The sequence below is a fragment of the Aquabacterium sp. OR-4 genome (assembly GCF_025290835.2).
GTDB lineage: Bacteria > Pseudomonadota > Gammaproteobacteria > Burkholderiales > Burkholderiaceae_C > Pseudaquabacterium.
Genome location: NZ_JAOCQD020000003.1, coordinates 278,753 through 293,716, shown reverse-complemented (window position 1 = coordinate 293,716; position 14,964 = coordinate 278,753). Strand labels below are relative to the sequence as shown.

General features: G+C 71.2%; 12 protein-coding genes and 1 pseudogene. 8 read left to right on the top strand and 5 right to left on the bottom strand.

Annotated elements, in window-relative coordinates:
• Positions 1-15: 15 nt before the first annotated feature.
• Both N4G63_RS23325 and N4G63_RS23320 read right to left on the bottom strand, forming a co-directional pair.
• Positions 16-1,179 (bottom strand): CaiB/BaiF CoA transferase family protein, encoded by a 1,164-nt coding sequence (locus N4G63_RS23325; RefSeq protein WP_260790219.1) that lies wholly within the window; start codon positions 1,177-1,179, stop codon positions 16-18.
• Positions 1,180-1,302: 123 nt separating this feature from the next.
• Positions 1,303-2,226 (bottom strand): annotated as a pseudogene (locus N4G63_RS23320) (hydroxymethylglutaryl-CoA lyase); the annotation flags it as partial.
• Positions 2,227-2,354: 128 nt separating this feature from the next.
• Between N4G63_RS23320 and N4G63_RS23315 the strand changes: the two are divergent.
• The 3 genes from N4G63_RS23315 to N4G63_RS23305 all read left to right on the top strand — a co-directional run bounded on the left by N4G63_RS23315 (position 2,355) and on the right by N4G63_RS23305 (position 6,524).
• Positions 2,355-3,287, top strand: a complete 933-nt coding sequence (locus N4G63_RS23315) for a LysR family transcriptional regulator (RefSeq protein WP_314600379.1) — start codon at positions 2,355-2,357, stop codon at positions 3,285-3,287.
• A 71-nt stretch (positions 3,288-3,358) separates the two neighbouring features.
• Complete coding sequence (locus tag N4G63_RS23310; RefSeq protein WP_260790013.1) at positions 3,359-5,866, top strand: YgiQ family radical SAM protein; 2,508 nt, start codon at positions 3,359-3,361, stop codon at positions 5,864-5,866.
• A gap of 310 nt (positions 5,867-6,176) precedes the next feature.
• Entirely contained in the window at positions 6,177-6,524 is a 348-nt protein-coding gene (locus N4G63_RS23305; protein ID WP_260790012.1) for an H-NS histone family protein, read from the top strand.
• Between the two features lie 322 nt (positions 6,525-6,846).
• On the opposite strand, the gene N4G63_RS23300 is transcribed toward N4G63_RS23305, so the two are convergent.
• Positions 6,847-7,761 (bottom strand): DMT family transporter, encoded by a 915-nt coding sequence (locus tag N4G63_RS23300; protein WP_260790011.1) that lies wholly within the window; start codon positions 7,759-7,761, stop codon positions 6,847-6,849.
• A 132-nt stretch (positions 7,762-7,893) separates the two neighbouring features.
• Entirely contained in the window at positions 7,894-8,607 is a 714-nt protein-coding gene (locus N4G63_RS23295) for an NADPH-dependent FMN reductase (RefSeq protein WP_260790010.1), read from the bottom strand.
• Positions 8,608-8,868: 261 nt separating this feature from the next.
• Here N4G63_RS23295 and N4G63_RS23290 point away from each other — a divergent pair, with 261 nt between their 5' ends.
• The 5 genes from N4G63_RS23290 to fahA are packed head-to-tail and all read left to right on the top strand — an operon-like array spanning position 8,869 to position 13,769.
• Entirely contained in the window at positions 8,869-9,828 is a 960-nt protein-coding gene (locus tag N4G63_RS23290) for an MBL fold metallo-hydrolase (RefSeq protein WP_260790009.1), read from the top strand.
• Between the two features lie 24 nt (positions 9,829-9,852).
• A complete protein-coding gene (locus N4G63_RS23285; RefSeq protein WP_260790008.1) occupies positions 9,853-10,398 on the top strand; it encodes a VOC family protein in 546 nt (181 codons plus the stop codon).
• A gap of 16 nt (positions 10,399-10,414) precedes the next feature.
• The gene (locus tag N4G63_RS23280; RefSeq protein WP_260790007.1) at positions 10,415-12,178 is read left to right on the top strand and encodes an FAD-dependent oxidoreductase; all 1,764 of its coding nucleotides are present in this window, start codon (positions 10,415-10,417) and stop codon (positions 12,176-12,178) included.
• A 14-nt stretch (positions 12,179-12,192) separates the two neighbouring features.
• A complete protein-coding gene (locus tag N4G63_RS23275) occupies positions 12,193-12,444 on the top strand; it encodes a DUF2783 domain-containing protein (protein ID WP_260790006.1) in 252 nt (83 codons plus the stop codon).
• Complete coding sequence (gene fahA, locus N4G63_RS23270) at positions 12,441-13,769, top strand: fumarylacetoacetase (protein WP_314600378.1); 1,329 nt, start codon at positions 12,441-12,443, stop codon at positions 13,767-13,769. The genes N4G63_RS23275 and fahA overlap by 4 nt, the downstream gene beginning before the upstream one ends.
• A gap of 100 nt (positions 13,770-13,869) precedes the next feature.
• On the opposite strand, the gene N4G63_RS23265 is transcribed toward fahA, so the two are convergent.
• Positions 13,870-14,847 (bottom strand): TerC family protein, encoded by a 978-nt coding sequence (locus tag N4G63_RS23265; protein WP_314600377.1) that lies wholly within the window; start codon positions 14,845-14,847, stop codon positions 13,870-13,872.
• Between the last annotated feature and the right edge of the window lie 117 nt (positions 14,848-14,964).

The window sequence follows — 14,964 nt, the reverse complement described above, 5'->3', positions numbered from 1 at the left end:
GTGGTGGGGCGGGTATCAGGCCGGCGGCGTGGCGCGCAGCGCGCCCAGCACCGCCGCGGTGTGCTCGCCGGCGCGGGCCAGCGGCAGGCGCACGCCGGGGCGGTGGCCGTCCAGCAGCAGCGGCAGCAGCACCACCTGGGTGCTGTGGCCATCGTCGGTGGCCATCGGCACCAGGCCGCCGCTGGCCAGCAGGTGGGGGTCGTGCACCAGCTCGTCGGGGCGGGTGATCGGCGCATGGGGCAGGCCGGCGGCCTCGAGCCGCGCCGCCAGCTCGGCCTTGCCCCAGGTGGCAAAGCTGTCGCCCAGGCGGCGCAGCAGCTCGGGCCGCACGGCCACGCGCTGGGCATTGGTGGCCAGGGCCGGGTCGTGTGCCAGGTCGGGCCGCGCCAGCAGCTCGCACAGCGTGAGGAACTGGCGGTCGCTGGTGGCCGCCACGAACAGCTGCTCGCCACCGGCCAGCGTGAACACGTCGTACACGCTCCAGGCCGACACCCGGCTGGGCATCGGCGGCGGCGGCTCGCCGGTCATCAGGAACTGCTGCATGTGCTGGGCGCTGAGGAACACGCAGTTCTCGAACAGCGCGCTCTGGATCTCCTGCCCGCGGCCGCTGCGTTCGCGCTCGCGCAGCGCCGCCAGCACGCCGATGGCGCCGAACATGCCGCCCATGATGTCGTTGACGCTGGTGCCGGCGCGCAGCGGCCGGCCCTCGGGCCCGGTCATGTAGCTCAGGCCGCCCATCATCTGCACCACCTCGTCGAGCGCGGTGCGGCGCTCGTAGGGGCCGGGCAGAAAGCCCTTGTGCGAGACGCTGATCAGCCGCGGATGGCTGGCCGCCAGGCTGGCGTGGTCGAGCCCCAGGCCGGCCATCAGGCCGGGGCGGAAGTTCTCGAGCATCACGTCGGCACTGGCGACAAGCGCCCGCGCATCGGCCAGGCCGGCGGGCGTGTGCAGGTCGAGCACCACGCTGAGCTTGTTGCGGTTGAAGCTGCGAAAGAAGCCGATGCCCAGGCCGGGCAGCTGGCGCGTCTTGTCGCCGCCGGGCGGCTCGACCTTGATGACCTCGGCCCCCAGGTCGGCCAGGATCATGCCGCAGGTGGGGCCCATCACCATGTGCGTGAACTCGACCACCCGCACGCCGGCCAGCGGCAGGTGGCGGCAGGCGCCGGCTGCGCTGCTCATCGTGCCTGAGGCGGCCGGCCGTGGCGGCGTTTGAGCATGCGGCGCGGCGGCCGCAGCCTCCTCGGCCGCCGCCGTCGCCGCAAGCGCCTTGGTGGCCGCCCGCCGCGCCTGCACCCGCGCCGTGAAACCCGTCGGCAGCCCGGCCCGCCACAGCGTGCCATGCACCGGCTCGCCGGGCAGCCAGCCGGCCACCCGGGCGCGCAGGGCCAGCAGGGCCTCGAGGTCGAGGCCGGTGTCGCAGCCCATGGCCTCGAGCATGAAGGCCAGGTCTTCGGTGGCGGCATTGCCGCTGGCGCCCGGCGCATGCGGGCAGCCGCCGATGCCGGCCAGGCTGGCATCAAACCGCGCCACGCCCAGGCCCAGCGCGGCCTGCACATTGGCCAGCGCCAGGCCGCGGGTGTCGTGGAAGTGGCCGCAGTGGAAACGCTCGCCGGCCAGCGTGAGCGCCTGCTCGAACAGGCGCGCCACGCTGGCCGGATCGGCAAGCCCCACCGTGTCGGCCAGGCTCACCCGGTCGGCGCCGGCGTCCAGCAGGGCCTGCAGCAGGCGCAACACCTCGGCCGGCCGCACCTCGCCCTGCAGCGTGCAGCCAAAGGCCGTGCCTACGCCGCCCTCGATCAGGGTGCGGCGGCCCTCGGGCGTGGCGGCGCTGTCGCGGGCGGCGCGCAGGCGCGCCAGCTCGGCCACCACCTCGTCGGGCGTCTTGCGCAGGTTGGCCAGGCTGTGCGCGTGGCTGGCCGACAGCGGCAGGATCATCAGGTGCGCGCCACCGGCCAGCGCGGCCTCGGCACCGCGCAGATTGGGCACCAGCACCGAGGCCTTCAGCCCCGGCAGCGTGTGGGCAAAGGCCAGCAGCTCGGCCGTGTCGGCCAGCTGCGGCAGCCGCGCGGCGGGCACGAAGGAGCCGACCTCGATCTCGCGCTGCCCCGCGGCATGCGCGGCGCGCAGCCAGGCGCGCTTGTGCTCGGTGGGCATCACGGTGGCCAGGCTTTGCAGGCCGTCGCGCAGGCCCACTTCGCGGATCACCACCTGGGGTGGCAGAGGCATGGTTCGGACTCCAAGGCACTGGGATGGGGCGCACTTTAGGCATGCCGTGATCAACCAGGAAGTGGTGATTTTTCCGCTCAGGTGTTCCAATCCGGAAACCCTGAAACACCGGCCCGGCCGGCCAGCCAATGCGCGACCTCGATCTGAAAACCCTGCGCCTGTGGGTGGCGGTGTGCGACTGCCAGAACATCAGCCAGGCCGCGGCCCAGGCCCACATCGAGCCTTCGGCCGTCAGCAAGCGGCTCAGTGCGCTGGAGGCCACGCTGGGCACGCCGCTGCTGCTGCGCGGACGCCGCGGCGTGCAGCCCACGCCGGCGGGGCTGGCGCTGCTGGAGCATGCGCGCACCGTGCTGTTCACCATCGACCGCATCAGCGCCGACGCCGCCGCCTTTGCCGGCGGGCTGCGCGGCCAGGTGCGTCTGGTGGCCAGCGCCTCGGCGGTGGCGCAGTCGCTGCTGGACGATGTGGCCGCCTTCATGGCCGCGGCCGAGCACCAGGGCATCCAGGTACAGATCGAGGAGCGCCTGTCCACCGAGGTGGCACGCTGGGTGCGCGATAGCCAGGCCGCCATCGGCGTGTGCTGGGACCGCGCTGACCTGGGCGGCCTGGCCACCCTGCCCTACCACCCCGACGAACTGGTGCTGGCGCTGCCGCCCGGGCATGCGCTGGCCCGCGACGGCAGCCGCGGCGCGCTGCACTTCGCCGACGTGCTCGACCACCCCCAGGTGGGCCTGCCGCCGGCCACCGCGGTGTACGCCATGCTGCAGCGCGCCGCCGCACAGGCTGGGCGCACGCTGAACTACCGCGCCGTGGTGTCGAACTTCGACGCCGCGCTGCGCGTGGTGAAGGCCGGGCTGGGCGTCACGGTGATTCCGCGCCAGGTGGCCCGCCCGCTGGCCGAGGCCGGCGCCCTGGTGCTGCGGCCGCTGGCCGACCCCTGGGCGCGGCGGCGTTTTGCCGTGTGTTTTCGCGGCCGCGAGCAGCTGGCACCGGCCGCGCTGCGTCTGGTGGAGCATTTGGCGGCGCGTGCCGTGTCGGCCTGCTCGCCCGAGGCGGCCTGAGTCACAACCCTGCGGTTGGCGTGCCGGGCCGCAGCGGCGACAATCGCCGGTTGCCTCCAGCTGCCGCCACCGTGTCTGCCAAACCGTCCTCCGCGCCCGTCGCCCTGTCCCCGCCCCTGTCGGCCAAGCCGCTGACCAGCTGGCGCCCGTTCTGGGCCAAACGTTTTGGCACCGCCCGCTTCCTGCCCACCACCCGGGCCGAGATGGACGAGCTGGGCTGGGACCGCTGCGACATCGTCATCGTCAGCGGCGACGCGTACGTCGACCACCCCAGCTTCGGCATGGCGGTGATCGGCCGGGTGCTCGAGGCCCAGGGCTTTCGCGTCGGCATCATCGCCCAGCCCGACTGGCACAGCGCCGAGGCCTTCAAGGCCCTGGGCGAGCCGGCGCTGTTTTTCGGCGTGGCCGCCGGCAACATGGATTCGATGATCAACCACTACACGGCTGATCGAAAAATCCGCAGCGACGACGCCTACACCCCCGGCGGCGTGGCCGGCCAGCGGCCCGACCGCGCCACCCTGGTCTACACCCAGCGCTGCCACGAGGCGTTCAAGAACGTGCCGGTGGTCATCGGCGGCATCGAGGCCAGCCTGCGCCGCATTGCCCACTACGACTACTGGAGCGACACCGTGCGCCGCTCCATCCTGGTGGACAGCAAGGCCGACCTGCTGGTGTACGGCAATGCCGAGCGCGCCATCGTCGAGATCGCCCACCGCCTGGCCCAGCGCCAGCCGGTCGACAGCCTCACCGACATCCGCGGCACCGCCTTCCTGCGCAAGCCCGACGATCCGGCGCTGCACGGCTGGTTCGAGCTGTACTCCAACGAGGTCGACACACCCGGCCACATCGACCAGCTGCTCAACCCCTACGAGGTGCCGCAAGACCAGGGCGGCATGGCCGGCCAGGACAGCGACGGCGCGCCGGCCTGCGCCTCGGGCGGCAATGCCGCCGATGCCACCCCCGCCGACCCAAGCGCCGCCCAGCCCGCCGCCCAGCCCGCCACCACCGCGCTGGTGGCCCAGCCGATCCGCCTGATCCGCCAGCCGCTGCTGCGCAACGGCCGCCGCGCGGTGAGCTCGCCGCGCGATCGCACGGTGATCCGCCTGCCGTCGTTCGAGAAGGTCAAGGCCGATCCGGTGCTCTACGCCCATGCCAGCCGCGTGCTGCACCTGGAGACCAACCCCGGCAACGCCCGTGCCCTGGTGCAGCGCCACGGCGAAGGCGCCGGCACGCGCGAGCTGTGGATCAACCCGCCGCCCATCCCCCTCAGCACCGAGGAGATGGACCATGTGTTCGACCTGCCCTACGCGCGCAGCCCGCACCCGCGCTATGCCGACCCCGACGGCCGCCACGACCGCGACACCAAGATCCCGGCCTGGGAAATGATCCGCTTCTCGGTGAACATCATGCGCGGCTGCTTCGGCGGCTGCAGCTTTTGTTCGATCACCGAGCACGAGGGCCGCATCATCCAGAGCCGCTCGGAAGACTCGGTGATCCGCGAGCTCGAGGCCATCCGCGACCAGGTCGACGGCTTCACCGGCGTCGTGTCCGACCTGGGCGGCCCCACCGCCAACATGTACCGCCTGGGCTGCAAGTCGCCGGCCATCGAGGCCGCCTGCCGCAAGCCCAGCTGCGTGTGGCCCGACATCTGCAGCAATCTGCACACCGACCACAGCCCGCTGGTCAGCATGTACCGCCGCGCCCGCGCACTGCCGGGCATCAAGAAGGTGCTGATCGGCTCGGGCCTGCGCTACGACCTGGCCGTGCGCTCGCCCGAGTACGTGAAGGAGCTGGTCACGCACCATGTGGGCGGCTACCTGAAGATCGCGCCCGAGCACACCGAGGCCGGCCCGCTGGGCAAGATGATGAAGCCCGGCATCGGCAGCTACGACCGCTTCAAGGCCATGTTCGAGAAGGCCAGCGAGCAGGCGGGCAAGCAGCAGTTCCTGATTCCGTACTTCATTGCCGCGCACCCGGGCACCAGCGATGAAGACATGCTCAACCTCGCCCTCTGGCTCAAGCGCAACGGCTTTCGCGCCGACCAGGTGCAGGCCTTCTATCCCAGCCCGATGGCCAGTGCCACGGCCATGTACCACTCGGGCCTGAACACGCTCAAGGGCATTCACCGCGATGCGCGGGCCGAGAAGGTTGACGTGGTCAAGGGCGATCGCCGGCGCCGCCTGCACAAGGCCTTTCTGCGCTACCACGACCCCGCCAACTGGCCGCTGCTGCGCGAGGCCTTGAAGGACATGGGTCGCGCCGAACTCATCGGCAATGGCAAGCAGCAACTCATTCCGGCCTGGCAGCCCAGCACCGAAGCGGGTTACCAGAGCCCGCGGCGCACCAATTCAACACCGTCCACGCCAGCCAAGACAGGCGCCACGCCCAAGACAGGCGCCACCCCCAAGTCGGGCAAAGCGGCCAAGCCCGTGCAAGGCCGCATCCTGACCCAGCACACCGGCCTGCCACCGCGTGAAGGCACGGCCGGCGGCAAGCACCGCCCGGCCGCCGGGCCCGGCACCCCGCGCACCGCCGGCAGCCCCCGCCCAGCCAGCAGCCCGCGACGCGGCAAACGCTGAATGCCGGCAATCGCCCGGTGATTCACCGGGCGCGAATGGCCTTCTCGGGGCGGCGGCAATGACCAGGCCAATGCGCATGTGCACTGCGCCCTTTGCACTGCGCTCTTTGCTCTGTGCCCTGCGCAATGACGCGCCAATGCCACGCCATTGCCACGCGTTTGCCAGCGCCGATGCCCGGATACATCTTGGCAACGACTCCGGAGTACAGTGCATCCCTATTCAGGGAGGGTGAATTGGCAATTGCCGGCCGAATAGAAGCCGCAATGCCACCTGGCACCCAACCGGCACCAGCCGGCTTCACGGAAAACGCATGGCACGCTCACTCGCCCAGATTCAATCCCAGATCGACAAGCTGCAACGAGAAGCCGAGGCGCTGCGCGCCAAGGAAATCTCGGGTGTGGTGGTCCGCATCAAAGAGGCCATCAGCCATTACGGCCTGACGCCGCAGGAGTTGTTCGGCGACGCCCCCAGCAAGAAGCCACGCGGCAAGGCCGCCGCCGCCAGCCCCAAGAAGCCAGCCGCCAAGAAGCCCGCCGCCGCACCCAAGTACCGCGACGAAGCCGGCAACACCTGGACCGGCCACGGCAAGCGCCCCAACTGGTTCAAGGCCGCACTCGAAGCCGGCAAGACCGCAGCCGATCTCGAAATCAAGAACTGATCTGTTGGGGCCGGGTGCCCGGCGGGTGGCCCTGCGTACTCGCGGGGCCGGGTGCCCCACCACCGGGCCGAACGCCGAGCCGCCCCAAGCCGGCCCGCACCCGCCCGGCGGGTGGCCCCACGCAAGCGCGGGGCCGGGTGCTCCACCAGCGGGCCGAGCGCCGGGCCGCCCCCAAGCCGGCCCGCGCACCCGCCCGGCGGGTGGCCCCGCGTAAGCGCGGGGCCGGGTGCACCACCACCGGGCCGAGCGCCGGGCCGCTCCCAAGCCGGCCCGCACCCGCTCGGCGGGTGGCCCCGCGCAAGCGCGGGGCCGGGTGCCCCATCTACCGCCGCCCCAGCCCCAGCCACACCACGGTGGCCACCACCAGCAGGCCGCCGGCCACCTGCATGGGCGCGATGGCCTGGCCCAGCAGGGCCCAGGCCAGCAGCAGCGCGAACACCGGCTCCACGTTCATGATCGCCGAGTTGCCCACCACGCCCAGGCGTGGCAGCACGGTGAACATGATGGTGAAGGCGGTGCCGTACAGCACGGTCAGCGCCAGCAGGCCGGCCCAGCCAGCCGCTGCCGCGGGCCAGTGGAAACCACCCTGAAAGCCCACGCCCACCAGTGCCAGCACGCCCACCTGGGCCATGGTGCAGGCGGTGCGCACACGGCCGTCCACATCGGCCGCCTCATGCTGGGTGAGCACCAGGGCCAGGCCAAACACCGCGGCAGCCGCCAGCGCAAAGGCCACACCGGCGCCAATGCGGCCCCAGTGCGCCGCCGCGCCCAGGCCTGAACTGGCGCCCAGCACATCCAGCGCCAGCGCCAGGCCCAGCAGCATCACCGGCATGGCGCGCAGCATGCGCGGGTCGGGCCGGTGGCGGTAGATCAGGCGGGCCCACAGCGCCGTCCACAAGGGGTAGCTGTTGAAGGCCAGCAGCGCCAGCGCCACCGGCAGCCGGGCCACGGCCGAGTACAGGCTCAGGCTTTGCACCGCAATCAGGGCGCCGATGGCCGGCAGGGCCAGGCGGTGGCGCGGCGTGAAGCGCAGCGGCACACGCTGCGCCAGCACCAGCAGCCCGACCACCAGCGCGGTGACACCGCTGCGGCAGGCCACGGCGGTGCTCACGTCCACGCCGTGGTTGAAGGCCAGGCGCGCGGCCACATGGTTGGCGCCCATCATCAGCGCGATGAGCAGCAGCACGGCAAAGGCCGCGCCCGACAAGGGCTGGAGCTTGGCAGACGGGGTCGACATGCCGGCATTGTGGTGGCCGCCACGGCAGGCCGTGCCGTGCACCGCTGCAGGGCTGCAGCCTGCCGTGCACCGCTGCAGGTCAGGCCCTGCCGTGCACCGCTGCACGGGTGCCCGGCCCGCTTGCGCGCCGCTTCAGGCCACGCCGGCGGTGGCCTGCTGCACGGCGGCGGGGCGCTGCGGCAGCGGCCACAGTGCGGTGGCCGCCTCTGCCGCCCGCGGCCCGCCGGCGCTGCCGGTCGCGGCCGCCACCGGCCAGGGCACAGCCGGCGCGGTGGCCGCAAAGGCCTGGGCCTGGCGCAGCACGCGGGCCACGGCGGCATCCAGCTGGGCCTCGACCCGCGGGCTGAAACCAAAGCCGTCGGCCGTCCAGGCCTCGGCCGCGCGCGGCAGGCTCACCGCCTCGCCCAGCACCGTGGCGCCCACATGGCCGAACAGCGCACGCGCATTCGGAATGGCCGCCGGCCCGTCGTCACCGCCGCCGCGCGAGGCGCTGCACAGCAGCACCGGCCGGTCGAGAAAGGCATTGGCCGCCGTCGGGTCGGCCTCGGGCAGGCGCGCCACCCAGTCCACCAGGTTCTTCAGATAGGGCGTGAGCTGGCCGTTGTAGGCCGGGCTGGCCACCACCAGGCCATGTGCCGCGGCAAAGCGCCGGTGCAGTGCGCGCACCTGGGCCATCACGCCGGGCTCGGCCTCGAGGTCCTGATCGAACAGCGGCAGGCCCACCTGGCGCGGCAGCAGAAAGTCGATCTCGCAGCGGCCATGCAGGCGCTGGGCCAGGTCACGCAGCAAACGCAGGTTGAACGAGCCGGCGCGCAGGCTGCCGGGAACCAGAAGCAATCGGGTCATGGGGAAGGCATGTACTTCGTTGGCTGGCATCTTCGCGGCGCCGGCCGGCGGCCAAAGGCCCGAAAAGCGCAGCGCTTCCAGCGGCGCGGCGCGGCGGCAGGCGCCTGGCGCGCCCGAGCCAGGTCGTCCGCAGCGTCCGCCGTTATTCGTTTTAGACGAATTCATTTGACAACCGATAACGCACCCCGAGATACTGCAGGCCTGGCCGCCGCCTTGGCGGACGCCACCCGCCCTGCCCGCACCGCACCGGAGACCCCGCCCGTGAGCACCAAGAACTTTGCCAGCCAGGCCGATCTGGAAGAGAAGAAGGTCAGCTTCGTCCAGCTGTCGCCCAATGCCTACGCCTACACCGCCGAGGGCGATCCCAACACCGGCATCATCATTGGCGACGACTGCGTGATGGTGCTCGACACCCAGGCCACGCCGGTGATGGCGCAGGACGTGATCCGCCGCATCCGCGAGGTCACCGACAAACCGATCCGCTACGTGCTGATGACCCACTACCACGCGGTGCGCGTGCTGGGCGCGTCGGCCTATGGCGCCGAGCACATCATTGCCAGCCAGGACACGCGCGACCTGATCGTCGAGCGCGGCGAGCAGGACAAGGCCAGCGAGATCGGCCGCTTTCCGCGCCTGTTTCGCAATGTCGAGAGCGTGCCGCCGGGCCTGACCTGGCCGACCCTCACCTTCAGCGGCAAGATGACGCTGTGGCTGGGTGGCCTGGAGGTGCAGCTGCTGCAGCTGGGCCGCGGCCACACCAAGGGTGACACGGTGGCCTGGCTGCCGCAGCAGAAGATCCTGTTCTCGGGCGACCTGGTCGAGTTCGACGCCACGCCCTATGCCGGCGATGCCTTTTTCAAGGACTGGCCGCGCACGCTGGACAACATCGCCGCGCTCGCGCCCGAGCAGCTGGTGCCCGGCCGTGGCGCCGCACTCACCACGCCCGAGCAGGTGCAGGCCGGCCTGGCCGGCACGCGCGGCTTCATCGCCGACGTGTACGCCAATGTCCAGGCCGGCGTGGCCGCCGGTGAAGACCTCAACACCGTCTATCGGCGCACCTACGCGGCCATGGCGCCCAAGTACAAGGGCTGGGTCATCTTCGACCACTGCATGCCCTTCGACGTGACCCGCTGCTACGACGAGGTGACGCAGTACCCCGATCCCCGCATCTGGACCGCCGAGCGCGATGTCGAGATGTGGAAGAGCCTCGAAGGCGTCTGACACCCCACCCGAGGAGACAAGGACATGGCCATCCAACGCATCCACCACGTCGCCTACCGCTGCAAGGACGCCAAGCAGACGGTGCAGTGGTACCAAGAGCACCTGGGCATGGACTTCGTGCTGGCCATCGCCGAAGACCAGGTGCCCAGCACCCAGGCGCCCGACCCGTACATGCATGTGTTCATCGATGCGGGTGGCGGCAACATCCTGGCCTTCTTCGAGCTGCCCAACTCGCCGGCCATGGGCCGTGACGAGGCCACGCCCAACTGGGTGCAGCACATCGCCTTCAAGGTCGATTCGGTGGCCGAGCTCGAGGCCACCAAGGCCAGCCTGCAGGCCAAGGGCGTCGACGTGATCGGCCCCACCGACCACACCATCTTCAAGTCGATCTACTTCTTCGACCCCAATGGCCACCGGCTCGAGCTGGCCTGCGACACCAACACGGCCGAGATGGACCGCAAGCTCGACGCGGTGAAGTGGGACATGCTCAACGAATGGGCCCAGACCAAGCGCGCGCCCAAGCACGCCGCCTGGATGCACAACCACGAACTCGGCCAAGGCACGGCCTGACGCCGGCACCCTGGCCATGCTGAGCACCTACACCTACCCCCGCTACACCAGCCCGCGCGCGCCCGAGCTGGAGGCCCCCGGCCGCGTGCCGCGCCACCCCGTGGTGGTGGTGGGCGCCGGCCCGGTGGGCCTGGCGGCCGCCATCGACCTGGCCCAGCAGGGCCAGCCGGTGATCCTGCTGGACGACGACGACACGGTCAGCGTGGGCTCGCGCGGCCTGTGCTACGCCAAGCGCACGCTCGAGTACCTTGACCGCCTGGGCGTGGGCGACGCCGTGGTGGCCAAGGGCGTCACCTGGAACGTGGGCCGCACCTTCTTCGGCGACGACGAGGTCTTCCGCTTCAACCTGCTGCCCGAGGCCGACCACGAGCGCCCCGGCATGGTCAACCTGCAGCAGTACTACCTCGAGCAGTACCTGGTCGAGCGCGCGCAGCAGCTGCCCGGGCTGACCCTGCGCTGGAAGCACAAGGTCACGGCCGTGGCGCCCGGCGCGGGCGCGGGCGACGGCGTGCGCCTGACGGTGGCCACCGCCGACGGCAGCTTCGCGCTCGATGCCGACTGGCTGATCGTGGCCGATGGCGCACGCAGCCCGGTGCGCCGCATGCTGGGCCTGGACATCGAGGGCAAGGTCTTTCAAGACCGCTTCCTGATCGCCGATGTGGTGATGAAGTCGCAGCCACCCGGACCGGGCGGCGGCGCGGCTGACAGCGGCCAGCCCGGCACGGCGCCGGACGAAACCGTGCGCGGCCGGGCGCGGCCTGGACAGGAGCGCTGGTTCTGGTTCGACCCGCCCTTTCACCGCAACCAGAGCGTGCTGCTGCACCGCGAGGCCGACGACGTCTGGCGCATCGACTTCCAGCTCGGCTGGGATGCCGACCCCGAGGCCGAGAAGCAGCCCGAGCGGGTGATCCCGCGCATCCGCGCCATGCTGGGCCCCGACGCGGCGTTCGAGCTCGAGTGGGTCAGCGTCTACACCTTCCAGTGCCGGCGCATGGGCCGCTTTCGCCATGGCCGCGTGCTGTTTGCCGGCGACGCGGCGCACCAGGTCTCGCCCTTCGGCGCACGTGGTGCCAACTCGGGCCTGCAGGATGCCGACAACCTGGCCTGGAAGCTCGACCTGGTGCTGCGCGGCCTGGCGCCCGAGGCACTGCTGGACAACTACAGCGCCGAACGCGTGCTGGCGGCCGACGAGAACCTGTTGAACTCGACACGCGCCACCGACTTCATCACGCCCAAGAGCCAGGTCAGCCGCGACTTCCGCAATGCCGTGCTGACGCTGGCGCGCGAGCATGCCTTCGCCCGCGCGCTGGTCAACTCGGGGCGGCTCAGCGTGCCGGCGCACCTGCTCGACTCGGCGCTCAACACGCCCGATTCAGAGCCCTTCGACGGCCTGATGCGCCCCGGCGCGCCGCTGGCCGATGCGCCGGTGCAGGCCGGCTGGCTGCTGCGCCACTGCGGCCAGCGCTTCGTGCTGATGCTGTTCACGCCAAGCGCCCAGGCGCTGACGGCCATGCAGTGCGAGCACATCGCCCGCCTGGCCGATGCGCCGGTTCCGGTGCACACGCTGCTGGTCACCGGGCAGGCCGGCGCGCTGCCCGCCGGCCTGCCGGCCGGCACCCGCCAGGTGCTCGATGCCGGCGGCATCGCCCGCCACCGCTGCGATGCCCGGCCCGGCACCGCCTACCTGCTGCGCCCCGATCAGCATGTGGCTGCGCGCTGGCGCGGCCTGGACGCCGCCGCCGTGCGCGCCGCCGTGCAACGCGCCACCTGCAACGCCTGAAAGCCCCCCCGCACATGGCTCAACTCAACACCCAAGCCCACTTCGGCGTGCCCGGCCAGACCCCGCTGCATGCCTTCAGCCCCGGCGACGACTTCTACGAGATGCTGATCGACACCCACCGCGACCTCGGCGACGAGGCCAGCCGCCTGGTCAACGCCCGGCTGATCCTGCTGCTGGCCAACCACATCGGCGATCTGCGCGTGCTGAAGCAGGCGCTGGCCGCCGCCCGCGCCGGCGTGGCCGGCACCGAAGGAGCCGGCGCATGAGCCTGGACAAGAGCCACAACGCCCAACGCACCAGCTGGGTGGCCTCGGCCCAGGCGGCCGGCTGCGACTTCAGCCTGCAGAACCTGCCCTGGGGCCGCTTTCGCCGCGCCGGCAGCACCGAGCCCTGGCGCATCGGCGTGGCCATCGGCGACCAGATCCTCGACCTGGCCGCCGCCCGCCCGGTGGCCGGCTGGCCGGCCGCGCTGGCGCCGCAGCTCGATGCGCTGGCCCAGGGCGATCTGGCGGCCGTGATCGCCGCGCCCAAGGCCACCCGGGTGGCCCTGCGCCTGGCCATCAGCGATGCCCTGGCCACCGGCTCGCCACAGCAGGCCGCGCTGGCCGGCTGCCTGGTGGCGCAGGCCGCGGCCGAGATGGCCCTGCCCTGCACCATCCGCGACTACACCGATTTCTACACCGGCATCCACCACGCCACCACGGTGGGCAAGCTGTTCCGGCCCGACAACCCGCTGCTGCCCAACTACAAGTGGGTGCCCATCGGCTACCACGGCCGCGCCTCGTCGATCGTGGTCTCGGGCACGCCGCTGCGCCGCCCGCTGGGCCAGACCCGGGCGCCCACCAGCCCGGCCGACGAAGCCCCGGCGTTCGGCCCCTGCCAGCGGCTGGACTACGAGCTGGAGCTGGGCGCCATCGTGGCCCAGGGCAATGCGCTGGGCGAGCCGGTGCCCATCACCGCGGCCGAAGACCGCCTGGCCGGCCTGGTGCTGCTCAACGACTGGAGCGCACGCGACCTGCAGGCCTGGGAGTACCAGCCGCTGGGCCCCTTCCTGGCCAAGAACTTCGGCAGCACCCTCTCGCCCTGGCTGGTGACGATGGAGGCCCTGGCGCCCTACCGCGTGCCCTTCACGCGGCCGGCGGGTGATCCGCAGCCCCTGCCCTACCTGGACAGCGCGGCCAACCGCGCGGCCGGCGCCATCGACATCACGCTCGAGGTGTGGCTGCAGACCGCCGCGATGCGCCAGCGCGGCGAGGCCGCGACCAGGCTCTCCAGCAGCAACTTCCGCGATGCCTACTGGACCCTGGCGCAGCTGCTCACCCACCATGCCAGCAATGGCTGCAACCTGGCCACCGGTGACCTGCTGGGCACCGGCACGCAAAGCGGGCCCGAAGCCGGCCAGGGGGGCTCGCTGCTGGAGCTGTCGATGGGCGGCAAGCAGCCGCTGGCGCTGCCCGGTGGCGAGACGCGCAGCTTCCTGGCCGATGGCGACACGCTGACCCTGCGCGCCTTTGCGCAGCAGGCCGGCGGCCCGCGCGTCGGCTTTGGCGCGTGCAGCGGCACCGTGCTGCCGGCACCGCTCACGGCCTGATCCAGACTGGCCGGGCGGCCCGGCATGACAAAGGGCCGGCAATGCCGGCCCTTTCTGCTGGCGCCACGGCCCTTGCCGAGGCCGGCACCGCGGCCAGACCTCAGTGGCGCGAGGCGCCGGCTTCCAGCTCGGGCAGCTTGGGTGCGGTGCGCACCGACAGCCACATGGTCGCGGCCAGGATGCCCACCACCACGCCCAGCGAAGCCAGCACCGGGATCTTCACCAGGTCGATCAACATCATCTTGGTGCCGATGAAGCCCAGGATCAGCGCCAGGCCATAGCTCAGCAGGTGGAACTTGGCGGCCACCGCCTGCAGCAGGAAGTACATCGCGCGCAGGCCCAGGATGGCGAAGATGTTCGAGGTGAGCACGATGAACGGATCGGTGGTGATCGCGAAGATCGCCGGGATCGAATCGACCGCGAAGATCACGTCGGTGATGCCCACCAGCGCCACCACCAGCAGCAGCGGCGTGGCGATGCGCTTGCCATTGTCCAGCGTGAAGAAGCGCTCGCCGTTGAAGCTGTTGCTCACCGGGATCACGCGCTTGAGCAGCTTGAGCGCCGGGTTGTCGTCAAGGCTGGGCTCCTTGCCGGCCGCCCACCACATCTTGATGCCGGTGATCAGCAGGAACGCGCCAAAGATGTAGAGCACCCAGTGGAACTGCGTGATCAGCCACGAGCCCACCAGGATCATGCCGGTGCGCAGCACGATGGCACCAACGATGCCGATCATCAGCACCCGCTTCTGGTAGGCCGGCGGCACCGCGAAGTAGGTGAAGATCATCAGGAACACGAAGATGTTGTCGACCGCCAGGCTCTTCTCGATCAGGTAGCCGGTCAGAAACTCCAGCGCCTTGGTGTTGGCCACGGCCTGGCCGTGGTCTTGCGCCACCGCCCACCAGAACAGGCCGTTGAAGGCCAGGCTGGCGGCCACCCACACGATCGACCAGCGCACCGCCTCGGGCACCGAGACCTCGTGGGCGCCCTGCTTGCGCAGCACCACGAAGTCGATGAACAGCGCCACCAGCACGGTGACGACAAAAAATATCCAGAGCCAGGTCGGCGCAATCGTGTCCACGGCAATCCCCTTTCAGAAGCCGCGATTCTGGTGGCCGTGACGCTTCTGTTGTTTCGATCAATACTGTCTAACGTTTCGTAAAATACGAAGTCAGAATCAGCTGCCATTGCCTCCTCC